A 15,413-nucleotide genomic window follows, 5' to 3' on the forward strand; every position below is an offset into this window, starting at 1 on the left:
TATGTCCAGCAGCAACTACTACGACGTGACGGCGTGGCCCATCGGAAACCCGGCCCAGGACGTCGGGGAAGTCATCAACAGCATCATCGCGGACGTTAAGGAACGGCAGACCGCCACCGATGTGGACCACGGCGGAAAGCCGGGCGCGGTGATCTACCTGCCGCCCGGAGACTACCGGCTCCGTACCCAAGTGGTGATCGACGTCAGCTTCCTCAAGATCCAAGGTTCGGGACACGGCTTCACGTCATCGAGCATCCGATTCAATGTTCCCGAAGACGAATGGCCCGACCTGCACGAACTGTGGCCGGGAGGCAGCCGGATCCTCGTGGACCTCGTTTCCGGTGATGAGGCAGGGGACGCAGCGGGGGCCGCCTTCCTCATAAAGCGGGACGGCAGCCCGCGGATCAGCTCCGTGGAGTTCTCCAATTTCTGCATCGACGGCCTGCACTTCGTTCAGGACGGTTCGGGCCTTCACCCGGAGAACACCTACGTCAACGGCAAAACCGGCATCTACGTGGCGAGCGCCAACGATTCATTCCGCATCAACGGCATGGGGTTCGTCTATCTCGAGAACGCACTGACCATCCACAAAGCGGACGCACTGTCCATCCACGACAACTTCATCGCTGAATGCGGAAGCTGCATCGAACTGCGCGGCTGGGGACAGGCATCGAAGATCACGGACAACCTGGTGGGAGCCGGCTTCAAGGGCTATTCAATCTATGCCGAGAACCACGGCGGACTGTTGGTCACTGCCAACAACGTCTTTCCCCGGGGTGCGAGCAGCGTCGAGCTCAGGGCGGTCACGCGGTCGAGCGTGAGCAACAACCGGCTGCATTCCTTCTACCCCGGGATGGTGGTCCTTGCGGAAGGCAGTTCCGAGAACCTTGTGGCCACCAACCATTTCCTGCGCGACCACGAGCCCTGGACGCCTTTCCTGGGGATCGGCAACGGGCTGGATGACCTCCACGGGCTGCTGTCCGTCAGTGGCAACAACAATTCGATTATCGGCAACCATTTCTCCGAAGTCATCGATTCGCAGACCATCCGGCCGGAGGGCGCCACCCCGGTGATCATTCGGCTGGTGGAAGGGTCAGCCAACTTCGTCTCCAACAACCATGTGGTTGCCCTCGACGTCAATGCCACCTCGAGCGACTCCTGCTTTGAGGCGCAGGTGGACGCCCTCCTGGCCACGGACGCTGCCGACGGGCTCGCCGTCACGGCCGTACAGGTCGATGCCGGATCCACCCGCAATACGATCCTTGACTCCGGAACCGAAGCCCAGGTGGCCGCCGACAGGGCAGCCAACGCTGTCAGGGCAACCCCGTCAGTAGGTGTCCGGGCTGTTACGGGGCCGGCGGGCCAGTAGGGAAACGACCGGTGCAGCACAAGGTCCCCGGTGCCGGTACCGGCCACCGGGGACCTTCCGCCGGGATTCTAGTGCGTCAGGTCCTTGCCCTTGGTTTCGGGGATGGTGAACACGAAGGCCGCACTGATCACCAGCAGGAGCACCGCATAGACGTTGAACACCTGCGGTGCGCCCAGCGAGGACCCCAGCCACTGCTGCAGGTAGGGGGCGGTGCCGCCGAAGACCGCCACGCAGATGGAGTAGGGGACGCCCACCCCCACGGTGCGGATCGACGTCGGGAACAGCTCGGCGTAGACCGCCGGGACGATTGCTGCGCTCGCCGCCACGAAAATCAACATCACCGACATGCTCACCGCCAGCTGCCAGGCGGAGTCCTTCAACAGCCAGGTCATGGGGAAGTGCAGCACGGCCGAGCCGATGGCGCCGGCCCAGAGGACTTTCTTGCGGCCGATCCGGTCTGAGAGCTTGCCCCAGACCGGCAGCGCCGCGATGAAGACGATGTTGGCGGCCACGCCTGCCCAGAGTGCCTCGCCGCGGTCGATCTTCAGCGCCGTGGTGGCGTAGCTTGGCGCCACCACACCCCAGATGTAGTAGATCACCGTAAGGCCAACGGTCAGGCCGACCACCTGCAGCGCCTGCTTGCGGTAGCGGACAATCTGCGGCCAGATCGCAGCCCGCTTGGCCGTGGCTGCCCCCTCAAACGCTTCGGTTTCATGCAGCCGTGACCGCATGATCAATGCGTACAGGCCCAGGGCCGCGCCGATCAGGAACGGGATCCGCCAGCCCCAGGCGTTCATCGCCTCCGTGGTCAGCGCCATGTTCAGGACAGCCCCCAGGAGGGTGCCGAACAGGATTCCCACGGTTCCGGACGTGTAGATCAGCGTGGCCCAGAATCCGCGGTGCTCCTTGGGTGCCATTTCGGACAGGTACGTTTGCGACGACGGCAACTCCCCGCCGTGGGCCAAGCCCTGGACCAGCCGTGCCACCAGGAGCATGAGTGACGCGAACGCGCCGACGCTGGCGAAGGTTGGCGCAACACCGATCATCAGGCTGCCCAGCGAGGCAAGGCCCACGGCGAGCGTCATGGAAGTCTTCCGGCCCACCCGGTCGCCGATCCAGCCGAACAGGAACCCGCCGAACGGCCGGGCCACGAAGCCGACGGCGAAGATCGCCAGGGTGGACAACACGGCCGATGCCGGGTCTTCCTTGCTGAAGAGCTGGCTGGCGATGAAGGGGGTGAACGTGGCATAGATTGCCCAGTCGTACCACTCAACGGCGTTTCCGATGCCGGTGCCAACGATGGTTTTCGCGGTGGACATGCGTCCAGTCTGGGGCTTGCTTAATGCGACGGACATGGTGTTCTTCCTGGTCGGTTGGGTTTGGGGGAGGCAGGTTGCGCTGGTGTCGGAGCCTAGGAGGCCGGGGCGAGGGCACCCAGCCGCGACATGGCGAGTTCCGCGTACAGCGCGGCCCCGTCAGCCAGCACGCCGTCGTCGAACGTTGCGTACGGTGAGTGGTTGAACGGTGAGGTGGCCGGATTGCCGCCGGGGGCCACGGCGCTGAGGCCCACGAAGGTGCCGGGCACCTCGGCCAGCACCCTGGAGAAGTCCTCGGAGCCGCTGAGCGGGGTTGCCCAGCGTGAGAGCCGGCGCTCGCCGAACAGTTCGGTGATCACCTTCTCGGCCGTGCGTGTTTCGTCCTCGCTGGTGATGGTGAGGGGGTATTCCTGCAGGTAGTCGACGGCCACCTCCACCCCGTGCGCTGCCGCGATCCCCTTCAGCAGGCGCGGGACCGCGTCCATCATCTTGTGGCGTGACGCGTCGGAAAAGGTCCGGATGGTGGCCTCGATGCGGGCCGATTCGGGGATGACGTTCCGTTTGGTGCCGGCATGCAGCACGCCCACTGACAGGACCACGGGATCGAACATGTTGAACTGCCGGGTGACCATCACCTGCAGGGCGGTCACCATCTCGGCGGCAACGGTGACCGGGTCCTTGGCCGAATGCGGCGCAGAACCGTGGCCGCCGGCTCCGAGGACCGTGACTTCCAGCCCGTCCGAGGCGCTGAGCATGACGCCGGGCTTGGTGCAAAAGGTGCCATGCGGCTCCAGTGCGGAGAACACGTGCATTCCGTAGGCTGCCTGGACGCGGGTTCCGGCGGCGTCCAGGACGCCTTCGCGGATCATGTAGCTTGCGCCGTCGAACCCTTCCTCGCCCGGCTGGAACATGAGGACGACGTCGCCGCCGAGCAGGTGCTTCTTGTCGGCCAGGAGCGTTGCGGCTCCCACGAGCATGGAAGTGTGCAGGTCGTGGCCGCAGGCGTGCATGGCCCCGTCCGCCTGCGACGCAAAGTCGACGCCGGTCTTCTCCTGCACCGGCAGTCCGTCCATGTCGGCGCGCAGCAGGACTGCGGGGCGGGGGCCAACGGACTCCCCTCCGGGGTGCCCGCCGCGCAGGACTGCGGTGACCGACGTCGTGTCCTTGCCCAGCGTGATCTCAAGGGGGAGTCCGTCCAATGCCTGGAGCACCTTCTCCTGGGTGCGGGGGAGTTGGAGCCCGATTTCCGGTTGGCGGTGAAGGTCGTGGCGCAGGCGGATGAGCGCTTCCTGCAGGTCCGTGGCGTCGGCGGTCGTGGGCACGTGGCACTCCTTGGCAATTGGCATTCGGGCTTGTGGACTATTCTGGAGTGGCGTGGTTCACACTCAGCGAAACCGCTGGAATTATGCTCGAAGCCGCGCTTTGGAACAGGATTCACGCAAAGGAAGAGCTGTGTCGGAAGAGCTGAGCGAAGACGATCTTGCCCTGATCCAGGTCCTGCAGGCCTCCCCGCGGCTGGGCTGGGCGGATGCTGCCAAGGTCCTCGGCGTACACCCCACCACGTTGGCCGCGCGCTGGGAGCGGCTGACGTCGAGCGGCGCATCGTGGGTTACTGCCCACCTTGCCGGGGATCCGAAGCAGATGCTCCTGGCCTACGTTGCGGTGGACTGCGAGATGACCCGGCGCGAAAGCGTCACAGCCCAGCTGGCAGCCGTCCCGGAGATCGTCACCGTGGAAGAGGCGGCCAGCAACCGGGACCTGATGCTGACCGTCATCACCCGCTCGCTGGAGGAATTCAGCGCCAAGATCATCTCCAGGCTCAAGGCCATCGAGGGCCTGACCAAGTACCAGGTGGCCCTTTGCACGCGGCTGCACAGCAGCGGGGACGACTGGAGGCTGAACGTCCTGAGCCGGTCTCAGCTGGCTGCACTCCGGGCGCTCGGTACCCAGCCCGGGTCCGAACCGGGTCCGGCCGCGGGCCGGCTGCCGGAGAGCCACCTCGACCTCCTGCCGTTCCTGGCCAGGGACGGCCGCGCCACCGCCGCGGACATTGCCCGCGCGCTGGGCCGCCACCCGGCCACGACGCAGCGCCAGCTGAACCGGGTGCTGGCCAGCGGCATCCTGTCCTTCCGCTGCGAAATCGCCCAGCGCTATTCGTCGTTCCCGGTGACGTGCCAATGGTTTGTCAACGTACCGGCCGGCGGCCACGATGCGGCGGCGGCGGAAATCCGGACCATCAGCAACGTCAGGCTGAGTGCCTCAACCACGGGACCGACCAACTTCGTGATCATCATGTGGCTGCACTCGCTCGCCGACATCATGTCGGCCGAGCTGGCGCTGCAGCAGAAGGTGCCCGGCATCGAGATCGTCGAAAGCGCGGTGATGCTGCGGACGGTCAAGCGGGTTGGTTGGATGCTGCGGGAAGATACGACGGCGACCGGTGCCGTGGTGCATGAAGCGAGCCTGGGCGCTGCAGAGTGAGGGCGCGGTGCGCTACGCCGTGCGGCCGTCGCCGGCCTCGCTGTTTGCCTGCCGCACGTTCTTCCTGTCCCGGATGCTGAGGAGCACTGCTCCGGCGGTCCCGATGCCCAGGGCCACGAGGATACTGGGCCCGGCTCCGCCCGCCGGCCCGAGGGTAGCCGCCAGGATCTGGCGCGACAGCATGGCCATCTCCTGGAAGTCGCCAAGGTAGACGCGGGTCCCGAGGACGTAGTTCACGCTGGTGAAGAGCGCTGGAACAAGCCAGAGCAGGGCTGCGTCGGCTGCCCACACCAGGAGCCGGACGAGCGGCCTGAATCCACACCACGCCAAGGCCACGCCAACCAGGACCGCCGGAAGCCAGCGCCACGCCATGCTGATCGGGGCGGGGACGGCGTCCGCGCCCGCCATGAAGGTGGTGGCGGCGGCCAGCCAGGAGGCGAAGGGCACGGCCATGAAGCCGACGCCCAGCGCGGCCACGGCGCGGGATCTTGCGGCGAGCATCAGCAGCGCCAAGACGCCGGCAGCTATGGCTGCGATGGTGCCGCCCAGCAGGCCGGCGAAGTACAGGGCTGAGCTGGATCCGGGCGCCAATCCACTGTTGAGTGCGCTGAATGACTGGATGGTGGCACTTGTATGGACCAGCAGCACGCCGGACAGGGCGCCGGCCGTAGTGAGGCCGCGGCGGCCCGGTTTCCACACGCGGAGGGCCAAGCCCGCGGCCGCGGCGCCAACGGTCAAGAGCGCCACAATGGTTGTACCCCGGTATTGGCTCAGCGGCAGGAACGTGAGGGGCATGTCCGCCGGAAGGGCGTCGCTGGCCCACAGATTCTGCAGCGGGAGCCGGGCTCCCGTAGCCAGCCACGGAGCGAGTCCCACGAGTGCGGCAGCGATGCCGAGCAGGACGGCGATGCCGGTTTCCGCGGCCGGAGTCCGGCCTGCGGGCGTGCGGTCGGTCCGGCCGCGGCGCCGGGAGGCTGGGTCCGTGACGGATGTTCCGGTGTCCTGCGGCGGGCGGGTCGTGTCCTGCGCGGGGTCTTCCATGGGGTCCCTTTGTTCGCCGACGTTGCTGGTCCGCCGGTGCGGCCTTGGCTGGTTGGACTATAGCCGCAGCAATAATACAGCGTGTGGAATAAATACTTTAATATTTCCGCATTACGGATTTATCTTTCCGGAAACATGGGTTACCTACGTTTGGGATGACCCTGCGGCGTTCTGGCGCCGCCATCCGAAGCAGGCGCCGCTCCCGTATGGCGTCCTTCCCAACGAACAGGCACACAGCATGAAGATCACCGCCTCCACCACGCCGCTGCCGCCGGCCCAGGATGCACTCAGGAAGCCGTTGTACAGGTCCCTTTTCATCCAGATCCTCGTGGCGGTGGTGGCGGGCATCCTCATCGGCCACTTCTGGCCGGACCTCGGCGCAGGACTCCGCCCGCTCGGCGACGGCTTCATCCAGCTGATCAAGATGATCATTGCGCCGCTGATCTTCCTGGTGATCGTCACCGGCATCGCTGCGGTCAGCGACGTCAAGGCCGTGGGCCGGGTGGGTGTCAAAGCCTTGGCGTACTTCACCGGCGCCACGCTGTTCGCCTTGGTCTTCGGGCTCGTCGTCGCCAACCTGGTGCAGCCGGGCGCCGGCCTCAACATCGATCCCGGCACGCTGTCCCAGGACGCACTCAACGCCAAAACCTCCACCGCCCCGCCCAAGGATGCCGGCGCTTTCCTGCTCGGCATCATCCCCACCAGCGTCGTTGGCGCCTTTGCCGGCAACAACCTCCTCCAGGTCCTCTGTTTCTCCGTCTTCTTCGGCGCGGCGATCGTCGTCGTCGGCCGTGAACGCTGCCTGCCGGTGATCACCCTGATGGAAACCGTGCTGGAACTGTTCTTCAAGATCATGGGCTGGGTGATGCGTGCCGCGCCGGTGGGAGCGTTTGGCGCCATGGCCTTCATCATCGGCCAGTACGGCCTCGATTCCCTCGGGACCTACGCGGTGCTGATCGCCGCCTGCTACGGCGCCGCAGCAGTGTTCATCGGGCTCCTCTTCGTGGTGGCATGGGCCTACCCCAGGGTGCCGTTGTGGCAGTTCCTCAAGTACACCCGGGAGGAATTCCTGCTGGCCCTGGGCACGGCATCCACCGAGTCCGTCCTGCCGCGGATCATGACCAAACTGACCAACGCGGGCTGCTCCCGCGCCACTACGGGCCTGGTGGTTCCCACCGGCTACTCGTTCAACCTGGACGGAGCAGCCATCTACCTCTCCATCTCCCTGCTCTTCCTGGCCCAGGCCTTTGGCTACAACCTTGACCTGGGCCAGCAGCTCGCGGCCCTGGGCATCCTGATGCTGACGTCCAAGGGCATGGCCGGAGTTCCCGGATCTGCCTTCCTTGCCTTGTCCGCAACCGCTGGTGCGCTGGGCATCTTCCCGGTAGCCGGCGTCGCGCTCCTCCTCGGCGCCGACCGACTCATGGATTCCATGCGTGTTGTGGTGAACCTGCTGGGCAACTGCGTGGCTACGTTTGTGGTGGCCAAATGGGAAGGACAGTTCGATCGCGAGGCCATGCTCCGGGCGTTCGCCGGCCGGGACGCTGCGACGGAATCCGTCGGTGGAGGCACGACGATGGCAGCCGAGGGACAGCCGGACGTTGCCGCGGTGCCGCAGGGGGAGGCAGCGGGACCCGGCGCCGAGTTCACGCACCCGGGCGCAGTGACTGCACAGCCGGCAAGCGCTGCGTCGGCGGCAGTCCGGTAGGTACGCGCCTCCCGGCCGCCTGTCCTGCCTTCCGCGCCCACCATGTTGCCCCCGCCCGGCGGTCCGTCCCCCTGAGACTGTTGTCCGGCCCGTGTTGCACACTGTCCCTATGACTTTTGCCAATGTGGGAATGCTCGGAACCAAGCCCGGCCAGCGCGATGCCCTGGTGGCCATCCTGCTCCGGCCCAAGCCCGGGATGAGGGAGGCCGGCTGCCTGCTGTACGAGGTGGGGGTGAATGACGAGGTTCCGGACACGGTTTTCGTCTCCGAACTCTGGGAATCCGCCGAGGCGCACCAGGCATCACTGCAGTTGGACAGCACGCGCGCAGCCATCGCTGAGGCCATGCCGTTGCTGTCCGGGGAAATGGCCGGCCACCGGTTCACGGTGTTGGGCTCGCCGCTGGAGTAGGCCGGTGCGCGCCACTCGTTGAAACGCCCGGATTCCGGAGCGGGAATTTTGTTCCGGGATCCGGGTACCGTTCCAGCCTGAGTGGACTACGGTAATCGGGGTAAGGAGGACACATGAAACCGCTGCCCGCACTTGAACTTGTCACCCGCCTCGAGGACGCCGACTGGCTTGATCCCCTGGCCAAGAGTGTCCGGAAAGCCGTAAAGAAGGTCATCCCGGCCCGTTGGGCCCGCGATGTCCTGCACGGCGTCCCTGTCGGCCACCCGGTCCATCCCCTCGCCGTCCAGGTGCCTATTGGCGCTTGGCTTTCGGCCGGCGTGCTTGATGCAGTTCCGGGAGGCGAGAAGGCCGCCAGGCTCCTGATTGGAGTCGGCGCGGCCAGCGTGGTTCCGTCCGCCCTGGCCGGGTTCACCGACTGGTCGCAGCTGCACCCGCAGCAGCAACGGGTGGGGCTGGTGCACGCAGCGGCCAACGTCACGGCCACCGGGCTTTACCTTGCCTCGATGGTGCAGAGGGCAAGGGGCAGCCAAGGAAGCGGCAAGGTGCTGGCGTACCTGGGGCTGGCCACGGTGAGCGCCGGCGGCTTCCTGGGCGGCCACCTCACGTACCGGCAAGCCGCCGGGGTGAACCACAGCGAGGAAATCCCGCACCGGTTCCCGTCCGGCTGGCATCCCTTGGCTCCGTTGGTTGACCTGCCCGAAGGCGGCCTCCACAAGCGCGACGCGGCCGGGATCCCGCTGCTGGTCCACCGCGAGGGTGACACCGTCAACGTCCTGTCCGACGTTTGCAGCCACCTTTCCGGACCGCTTCATGAAGGCAAGGTCAAGGACGACGGCGGGGACCCGTGCGTCGTCTGCCCTTGGCACCGGAGTACCTTTTCGCTGCGGACCGGCGAGGTCAAGGCCGGGCCTGCCACCGCCCGCCAGCCGGTCTTCGAAACGCGCACCAATGGCGGCCTCGTGGAGGTGTGCCTGCCCGGGGCTGACTGAGCGGGGAGCCCCGGCCTGCGCGCGAAGGCCGTTCGGCCCTACTGCGCGGTACGGAACGACGAAAGAATTGGCCCATGGCGGGTGCCGGCGGAGTGGAACCATGAGTCAACGCCGCAGCGTCAACATGGAGCTGCGTTCGGTGATACGCCACGCGGGGGTGCGACTGGACGATGCGTGTTTCTGAACCCCGGGAGATCGCTTCCGGCCTCCTGCTCCTGACCTCCGGCAGCGGGCCACTGGCTTCGAACTTCTACCTTGTCCGGACCGGGCCGGCCTGGGTGCTGGTGGACTGCGGTTGGGGAAGCGGCGCGGAACCAGCACGCATCGCCGTTGAGCGCGTCCTCGGGCCGGGGGCGAAACCTGACGCGATCTTCCTGACCCACATCCACCCGGACCATTCCGGCGCCGCGGGCGCGTTGGCCCGCGCGTGGGAGGTGCCGGTGTACGCCCACCAGGCCGAGTTGCCCATGGCTGCCGGAAGATATGTCCCCGCGCGGTCCATGCCGCTGGACCGGTGGATTACAGCCCCGCTGATGTGGTCGCTGCCGGCCCGTGCGCGTCGCAGGATTGAGGCCGCGGGTGACATTTCGGACCTCGTGCGGCCCCTTCCCCGCAGCGGCGAGGCGCCGGGCATGTCCGGATGGGTGGCGGTGCCCACGCCGGGCCATACCGCCGGGCACGTTGCCTACTGGCGCGCAGGCGACGGCGTCCTCATCACCGGCGACGCAATCGTCACGGTGAACCTGAACTCCCTCGGCGGGATTCTGCTGGGATTGCCCGACCTGTCCGGGCCGCCCTGGTACACCACGTGGAACATGGACGTGGCCAAGGCCTCGGTCACGCGGCTTGCCGGACTGGGGCCCCGCCTGCTGGCGCCCGGGCACGGGCAGCCGCTGACTTTCGGGATCGCTCCCCGGTTGCGTGCACTGGCCGCGAAGGAGCCAAGGCAGCGGACCGCATTTCGGCGGCGCGCCGCGGGAGCACCCGGGGCTGTCTAATGTGCGGCGATCGAAGCGTCGCCGCTTTGCGGCCGCGGTTCCTCCGGGGCTGGTCAGGCCTAAGGTTCTCAGTCAGCACGGGAACCACAACAAAATACTCAAACGGAGGCCATCATGACGAGCGATAAGAACCGGCCTGACGTCTTTACGCGTTTTACCACCAGGACGGCCAAGATACTCGGACACGCCTGGGTATTCGTCCTCGCCGTGGCTGTACTCATTGTGTGGGCCTTGACCGGTCCGCTGCTGGGGTTTTCAGACACCTGGCAGCTGGTCATCAATACCAGTACGACCATTGTGACGTTCCTGATGGTCTTCATCATCCAGAACACCCAAAACAGGGACACCGCCGCCCTGCATGTGAAGCTCGATGCGCTGATGCTCGAACTCAAGATCAGCAACGCGAAGCTGTACGAGGCCGAAGAGGAAGGCGAAAAAGAAATTGAGCGGCAGCGCCGACGGATCGAGGAAGCAGCCGAAGACGGCGGATAGCGGGGTACCTAGCGTAGGTGCTGGACGATCCGGCGGCGGCTGCATAGCCTGAAATTGACCGCACCAACGGAACTGCGACAGGGCGGAGGTCCCCTCATGACCATCAAGCTGAACGACGCCGGACTTCGTCAGGCCCGGAAGCTGATCAAGGACTCCAGAATCACGCGCGATGCCCGCGACGACTGGAGCGAACATGCCCCGGACACGGAGCAGGAAAATGCGTACATAGACAAGCACGGCTACACCGAATACGGCACCTGGCACCTGGGCGAAGACAGCGACAAAACCCCCGAAACGAAGGGCCGGTACAGCTTTCCCTTCGGGGATTTCCGCCGGCTGCACAGGTGCGCCGTGCTGGCCATCGAAAGCCGGGCCGCCCAAAACAACTACGACGACATCGCCAAGGCGGCAAAGTCGCTGCTTGAGGAACTCGACAAGGACTAGTCGGCCCGGCCAGATCTGCCATGAACGCAGGTGATGAGCCCGGGACCATGCTGGACCGGGCCCAAACACCCGCGGAGCCTGCCCCGATTGCTCAGCTGGGTGCGCTGGCCCATTGGCCCCTGCGCAGCACTGCCGCCAGGCTCAGGTCGTGGTCAAGGACCACGACGTCGGCCTGCATCCCGGCGCGCAGGTCACCGGCCTGCGCCGAGAGACCCAACAATGATGCGGGGACGGCGGAGGCGGAGGTGACGGCATCCCGCAAGGGAACGCCGGCAGCCACGCAGGAGCGGATGACATCCAGCAACGTGCTGGTACCCCCTGCAATGGCACCCGTGGCGTCAACCCGGGCTACGCCGCCGGCAACCGTCACGGCGAGGGAGCCCAGCATGTACTGCCCATCCTCCAGGCCGGTGGCGGCCATCGAGTCGGTCACCAGCGTGATGTTCTCCGGCCCCACGAGGTCAAACACCAACTTCACGGTTTCCGGGGCAAGGTGAACGCCATCGGCAATCAGCTCCACCACGGCCTGCCCGGCCTTGGCCGCACTGAGGCTCGCCGATACCGGCCCGGGCGAGCGGTGGTGCAGTGGCGGCATGGCATTGAACAAGTGGGTCACCGTTGGGCGGTTCCTCCCGGTCGCGTTGCCGGCCGAATCCAAGGCCTCCGCCGCGCGTGCCAGGAAGGCTGCCGCCGTCGCATGGTCCGCGGCGGTGTGGCCCAGGGACGGAATGATCCCTTGGGCCGCAAGCCGGACCGCAAGTTCGGAGGCACCCGGCAGCTCTGCCGCGAGGGTCATCGATACCAGGGATTTCCCCGCCGTGGCCAGCATGCGGGCCACCAAATCCGGATCGGGTTCCAGGAGCAGGCCGGGATCGTGCGCACCGCACTGGTGGCCCGAGAGGAACGGACCTTCCAGGTGCGAGCCGGCAACCAGCTCCTGGCCCGCCAGCTCCCTTAGCATTCCAAGGTTCCGCACCAGGTCCCCGGGCTTTCCGGTGACCAGGCTTGCCACCAGCGTGGTGGTTCCACGGCTGTGCAGGTAGTGCGCCGCCCGCGCCGCGCCATCGGGATCGCCCTCCGAGAAATCCGAACCATAGGCGCCGTGGCAGTGCACGTCCACGAGGCCCGGCATCAAGACCCGGCCGGCGGGTGCCTCGGGCGGAAGAACCCCGGGGAAGCCCCGCGCCGGCCCGGCGAAGGTGACCAGGCCGCCGTCGGACGCCACCACTCCATCCGCAACATCCAGCGAGGCGGTGACTATGCGGCCGCGAAGAACGACGTCATCGCCCATGGTTCAAGGTCCTTTGTTCGGTGCAACCATCGATGGAAACAGCAGCGGCAATGCGTGCTGCCAGTGCGGGGTCCGCGGCGCCGGACCGGTCTCCGCCGCCCGCAGCGCCGGCGTGCCGGGGCCGCGCCGAGGTGTGCACGGCATGGACCCCCGCTTCAAGGAGTGACGGTACCAGCGCCAGGGTGACGCCCCCGCCGGCCATGACCTGGACCGATGGCGCACTGTGGCGTCCCTGCTGCACAAGCCGGCCCAGCATCTCCAACCCCGCGGCGCAGTCGGGACCGCCCCCACTGGTGAGGACGCGGTCCACTCCGGCGTGCTCCAGTAAGGAGAGCACCTCGGCCGGGTCGGCACCAGCTGCCAGGGCTGCGTCGAACGCGCGGTGGAACGTGATTTCGGCTTCCGGTTTCACGGCCCGCGCAGCAGCAACGATGCGGCCGATCGCCGGGATGTCCGGGCTGCCGTCCGGGGACAGGACACCAACCACCACACCCGCGGCTCCGGCGGCCAAAGCCGCGGTGGCATCGTGCTCGATGACATCGAGCTCTTCCGGCGAATAGCTGAAGTCGCCGGGCCGCGGACGCACCAGGACATGGACGGGAAGTCCCAGGCCGCAGGCCTGCCCGATGGTGCCGATGCTCGGCGTGATGCCCTCTGTTTCCGCCAGGGCGGCGCACAGTTCAACGCGGGCAGCGCCCACGGCAGCGGCCAGCCGGACGCCGCCGGCATTCTCCACCGCCAACTCCAACTGCACGGTCCCGGCCCTGGGCACCCGCCTGGAGCTCAGAGTCCCTGCCATGCCGGCTTCCGGCCGAAGGTGTCCTGGTAGTACTCGCGGTGGGCGAGCCGTGAGGCAGCCGCCTCGTCCACGAGCACCGACACGTGCGGGTGCAGCTGGAGGGCCGACGCCGGGCAGACCGCCGCGACGGGACCTTCAACGGCGGCCGCCACGGCCTCTGCCTTGGCCTCGCCCATGGCCAGCAGCAGCAGGTGCCGGGCCTCCCGGATGGTGCCCAGGCCCTGGGTCAGCACATGGTCCGGGACCTCCTCCGGTGCAGCAAAGAAGCGCGCGTTGTCCTGGCGGGTCTGCCGGGTGAGCGTCTTGATCCGAGTGCGGGAGGCGAGCGAGGACATGGGCTCATTGAAGCCCACATGGCCGTCGGTGCCGATGCCCAGGATCTGGATGTCCACCCCGCCGGCGGCGGCGATCCGGGCTTCGTACGCGGCGGCCTCCGCCTGCGGATCCCGGGCCATGCCGTCCAACCCGTGGACCGCACCGGCGCCGAAGTCCACGCTTGCCGTGAATTCGTCCCGGATGACCGAGTGGTAGGACTGGGGATGCCCGGCAGGCAGGCCCACGTACTCGTCCAGCAGGAAGGCCTGGGCCGAGGCGAAGCTCAGCCCGCCATTCCGGTGCCGGTCGATCAGTTCGCGGTAGGTACCCAGGGGTGTGGAGCCCGTGGCCAGTCCCAGGACGGACGGGCCGCGGCGGACCTGTTCCTCGATGGCATCCGCGGCCGTGCGGGCGACGTCGTCAGGGGTGGGCAGAATGATGATTTCCATGCGGTGTGTTGCTTTCGGCTGGAGGGTGCAGTTGGTGGGCGGTCTACTTTGCGGCTTCGGTTTCCACCGTCACTTCGTCGTCCTCACGGCCAGGCGTGCGAAGGTTCCAGCGCTTGATGACGAACGAGAAGAGGAAGTAGTAGATGGCCGCGTAGCCCAGGCCGATCGGGATCAGCATCCACGCGTTCTGTGCTTTGCCGAAGTTGAGGACGAAGTCGATCAGGCCGGCTGAGAACGTGAAGCCGTCGTGGATGCCCAGTGCGTTCACCAGGGCCATGGAGGTTCCGGTCAGGGCGGCGTGGACGACGTAGAGCGGGAACGCGACGAACATGAACGAGTACTCAAGGGGCTCGGTGATGCCGGTGAAGAACGCCGTGAGTGCGGTGGAGAGCATGATGCCGCCCACGATCTTCTTCTGCGACGGCTTGGCGTGGCGCCAGATGGCAAGGGCTGCGGCGGGCAGGCCGAACATCATGATGGGGAAGAAGCCGGTCATGAAGGTGCCTGCGGTGGGGTCCCCGGCGAAGAAGCGGTTGAGGTCCCCGCGGACCAGGTGGCCGGATGCGTCCGTGTAATCGCCGATGAGGAACCAGACGCCCGAGTTCAGGATGTGGTGGAGCCCTGCAGGGATGAGCATGCGGTTGGCGAAGCCGTAGATTCCGCCGCCGAGTACCGCGTTGCCCGCCACAGCCTGTCCCACTGCGGAGAGGCCTGCGTTGAAGAGCGGGTACAGCAGGGCCAGGACGACGCCGGCCACCAGGCTGGTGACGGACGTCAGGATGGGGACCAGGCGCCGGCCGCTGAAGAAGCCAAGGAAGTCGGGCAGCTTGGTGCGGTAGAACCGCTGCCACAGGCCGGCGGACAACAGGCCCACCACGATTCCGGCGAGGACGCCGTAATTGATCATGGCCGGCTTCCCCGCGGGGTCCAGCTGGCCGTCCAGGACCAGGGGAGACATCGCCTTGAAGACGCCGTCGATCACCATGTAGCCCACCACCGCCGCGAGTGCGGTGGAGCCGTCTGCCTTCTTGGCCCAGCCGACGGCGATGCCCACCGCGAAGATGAGGGGCAGCCAGGTGAAGACGGCGTTGCCTGCGGCGGAGATGACGGACGCGCCGCCTTCGAAGCCGGGGATGGCGCCGAGCAGGTCGGCCTGGCCGATGCGCAGCAGGATACCGGCGGCGGGAAGGACGGCGATGGGGAGCATCAGGCAGCGGCCCAGCCGCTGAAGGGTGGCGAAGGCCCGGTTTGGCTTCTTCTCTGGGGCCAGTGCGGTGGTCTCGGATGTTGGCATGGTTGCACCTCTGCGGGG

Annotated in this window: 15 protein-coding genes; 8 read left to right on the forward strand and 7 right to left on the reverse strand. The window is 67.0% G+C overall.

Annotation, left to right across the window (positions count from 1 at the left end; genetic code table 11):
- Position 1 precedes the first annotated feature (1 nt).
- Positions 2–1,369, forward strand: a complete 1,368-nt coding sequence (locus tag AC4EEO_RS01150; protein ID WP_491339682.1) for a NosD domain-containing protein — start codon at positions 2–4, stop codon at positions 1,367–1,369.
- 68 nt (positions 1,370–1,437) lie between these two features.
- Here the strand turns inward: AC4EEO_RS01150 and AC4EEO_RS01155 are convergent, their stop codons facing one another.
- Both AC4EEO_RS01155 and AC4EEO_RS01160 read right to left on the reverse strand, forming a co-directional pair.
- Entirely contained in the window at positions 1,438–2,688 is a 1,251-nt protein-coding gene (locus AC4EEO_RS01155; RefSeq protein ID WP_491339683.1) for an MFS transporter, read from the reverse strand.
- Between the two features lie 92 nt (positions 2,689–2,780).
- Entirely contained in the window at positions 2,781–4,007 is a 1,227-nt protein-coding gene (locus AC4EEO_RS01160) for a M20 metallopeptidase family protein (protein WP_491339684.1), read from the reverse strand.
- A gap of 130 nt (positions 4,008–4,137) precedes the next feature.
- Between AC4EEO_RS01160 and AC4EEO_RS01165 the strand changes: the two genes are divergently transcribed.
- On the forward strand, positions 4,138–5,166 hold the full coding sequence (locus tag AC4EEO_RS01165) for an Lrp/AsnC family transcriptional regulator (RefSeq protein WP_491339685.1): 1,029 nt from the start codon (positions 4,138–4,140) through the stop codon (positions 5,164–5,166).
- Between the two features lie 12 nt (positions 5,167–5,178).
- On the opposite strand, the gene AC4EEO_RS01170 is transcribed toward AC4EEO_RS01165, so the two are convergent.
- The gene (locus AC4EEO_RS01170; RefSeq protein WP_491339686.1) at positions 5,179–6,207 is read right to left on the reverse strand and encodes a hypothetical protein; all 1,029 of its coding nucleotides are present in this window, start codon (positions 6,205–6,207) and stop codon (positions 5,179–5,181) included.
- 238 nt (positions 6,208–6,445) lie between these two features.
- Between AC4EEO_RS01170 and AC4EEO_RS01175 the strand changes: the two genes are divergently transcribed.
- The 6 genes from AC4EEO_RS01175 (at position 6,446) to AC4EEO_RS01200 (ending at position 11,247) form a co-directional block, all read left to right on the forward strand.
- Entirely contained in the window at positions 6,446–7,915 is a 1,470-nt protein-coding gene (locus tag AC4EEO_RS01175) for a cation:dicarboxylate symporter family transporter (protein WP_491339687.1), read from the forward strand.
- A gap of 109 nt (positions 7,916–8,024) precedes the next feature.
- On the forward strand, positions 8,025–8,324 hold the full coding sequence (locus AC4EEO_RS01180; protein ID WP_018760878.1) for a putative quinol monooxygenase: 300 nt from the start codon (positions 8,025–8,027) through the stop codon (positions 8,322–8,324).
- Positions 8,325–8,437: 113 nt separating this feature from the next.
- Entirely contained in the window at positions 8,438–9,313 is an 876-nt protein-coding gene (locus AC4EEO_RS01185; RefSeq protein WP_491339688.1) for a Rieske (2Fe-2S) protein, read from the forward strand.
- A gap of 170 nt (positions 9,314–9,483) precedes the next feature.
- On the forward strand, positions 9,484–10,311 hold the full coding sequence (locus tag AC4EEO_RS01190; RefSeq protein WP_491339689.1) for an MBL fold metallo-hydrolase: 828 nt from the start codon (positions 9,484–9,486) through the stop codon (positions 10,309–10,311).
- A 114-nt stretch (positions 10,312–10,425) separates the two neighbouring features.
- Positions 10,426–10,803: a low affinity iron permease family protein gene (locus tag AC4EEO_RS01195; protein ID WP_018760881.1), complete on the forward strand. Its 378-nt coding sequence runs from the start codon at positions 10,426–10,428 to the stop codon at positions 10,801–10,803.
- Between the two features lie 96 nt (positions 10,804–10,899).
- The gene (locus AC4EEO_RS01200; protein ID WP_018760882.1) at positions 10,900–11,247 is read left to right on the forward strand and encodes a hypothetical protein; all 348 of its coding nucleotides are present in this window, start codon (positions 10,900–10,902) and stop codon (positions 11,245–11,247) included.
- 91 nt (positions 11,248–11,338) lie between these two features.
- On the opposite strand, the gene AC4EEO_RS01205 is transcribed toward AC4EEO_RS01200, so the two are convergent.
- The 4 genes from AC4EEO_RS01205 to AC4EEO_RS01220 are packed head-to-tail and all read right to left on the reverse strand — an operon-like array spanning position 11,339 to position 15,395.
- Positions 11,339–12,538, reverse strand: a complete 1,200-nt coding sequence (locus AC4EEO_RS01205; RefSeq protein WP_491339690.1) for an N-acetylglucosamine-6-phosphate deacetylase — start codon at positions 12,536–12,538, stop codon at positions 11,339–11,341.
- Entirely contained in the window at positions 12,528–13,337 is an 810-nt protein-coding gene (locus AC4EEO_RS01210) for a copper homeostasis protein CutC (protein WP_491339691.1), read from the reverse strand. The genes AC4EEO_RS01205 and AC4EEO_RS01210 overlap by 11 nt, the downstream gene beginning before the upstream one ends.
- The gene (gene nagB / locus AC4EEO_RS01215; protein WP_491339692.1) at positions 13,322–14,101 is read right to left on the reverse strand and encodes a glucosamine-6-phosphate deaminase; all 780 of its coding nucleotides are present in this window, start codon (positions 14,099–14,101) and stop codon (positions 13,322–13,324) included. The genes AC4EEO_RS01210 and nagB overlap by 16 nt, the downstream gene beginning before the upstream one ends.
- A gap of 43 nt (positions 14,102–14,144) precedes the next feature.
- A complete protein-coding gene (locus AC4EEO_RS01220) occupies positions 14,145–15,395 on the reverse strand; it encodes a PTS transporter subunit EIIC (RefSeq protein WP_018760886.1) in 1,251 nt (416 codons plus the stop codon).
- Positions 15,396–15,413 lie beyond the last annotated feature (18 nt).

Source organism: Pseudarthrobacter sp. MOO13, from assembly GCF_058267655.1.

Bases quoted from the DNA above. Each gene is read 5' to 3' on its own strand.
- AC4EEO_RS01150 (WP_491339682.1), top strand. From the start codon at position 2: ATGTCCAGCAGCAACTACTACGACGTGACGGCGTGGCCCATCGGAAAC.
- AC4EEO_RS01155 (WP_491339683.1), bottom strand. From the start codon at position 2,688: ATGTCCACCGCGAAAACCATCGTTGGCACCGGCATCGGAAACGCCGTT.
- AC4EEO_RS01170 (WP_491339686.1), bottom strand. From the start codon at position 6,207: ATGGAAGACCCCGCGCAGGACACGACCCGCCCGCCGCAGGACACCGGA.
- AC4EEO_RS01175 (WP_491339687.1), top strand. From the start codon at position 6,446: ATGAAGATCACCGCCTCCACCACGCCGCTGCCGCCGGCCCAGGATGCA.
- AC4EEO_RS01180 (WP_018760878.1), top strand. From the start codon at position 8,025: ATGACTTTTGCCAATGTGGGAATGCTCGGAACCAAGCCCGGCCAGCGC.
- AC4EEO_RS01185 (WP_491339688.1), top strand. From the start codon at position 8,438: ATGAAACCGCTGCCCGCACTTGAACTTGTCACCCGCCTCGAGGACGCC.
- AC4EEO_RS01190 (WP_491339689.1), top strand. From the start codon at position 9,484: ATGCGTGTTTCTGAACCCCGGGAGATCGCTTCCGGCCTCCTGCTCCTG.
- AC4EEO_RS01195 (WP_018760881.1), top strand. From the start codon at position 10,426: ATGACGAGCGATAAGAACCGGCCTGACGTCTTTACGCGTTTTACCACC.
- AC4EEO_RS01200 (WP_018760882.1), top strand. From the start codon at position 10,900: ATGACCATCAAGCTGAACGACGCCGGACTTCGTCAGGCCCGGAAGCTG.
- AC4EEO_RS01205 (WP_491339690.1), bottom strand. From the start codon at position 12,538: ATGGGCGATGACGTCGTTCTTCGCGGCCGCATAGTCACCGCCTCGCTG.
- AC4EEO_RS01210 (WP_491339691.1), bottom strand. From the start codon at position 13,337: ATGGCAGGGACTCTGAGCTCCAGGCGGGTGCCCAGGGCCGGGACCGTG.
- nagB (WP_491339692.1), bottom strand. From the start codon at position 14,101: ATGGAAATCATCATTCTGCCCACCCCTGACGACGTCGCCCGCACGGCC.
- AC4EEO_RS01220 (WP_018760886.1), bottom strand. From the start codon at position 15,395: ATGCCAACATCCGAGACCACCGCACTGGCCCCAGAGAAGAAGCCAAAC.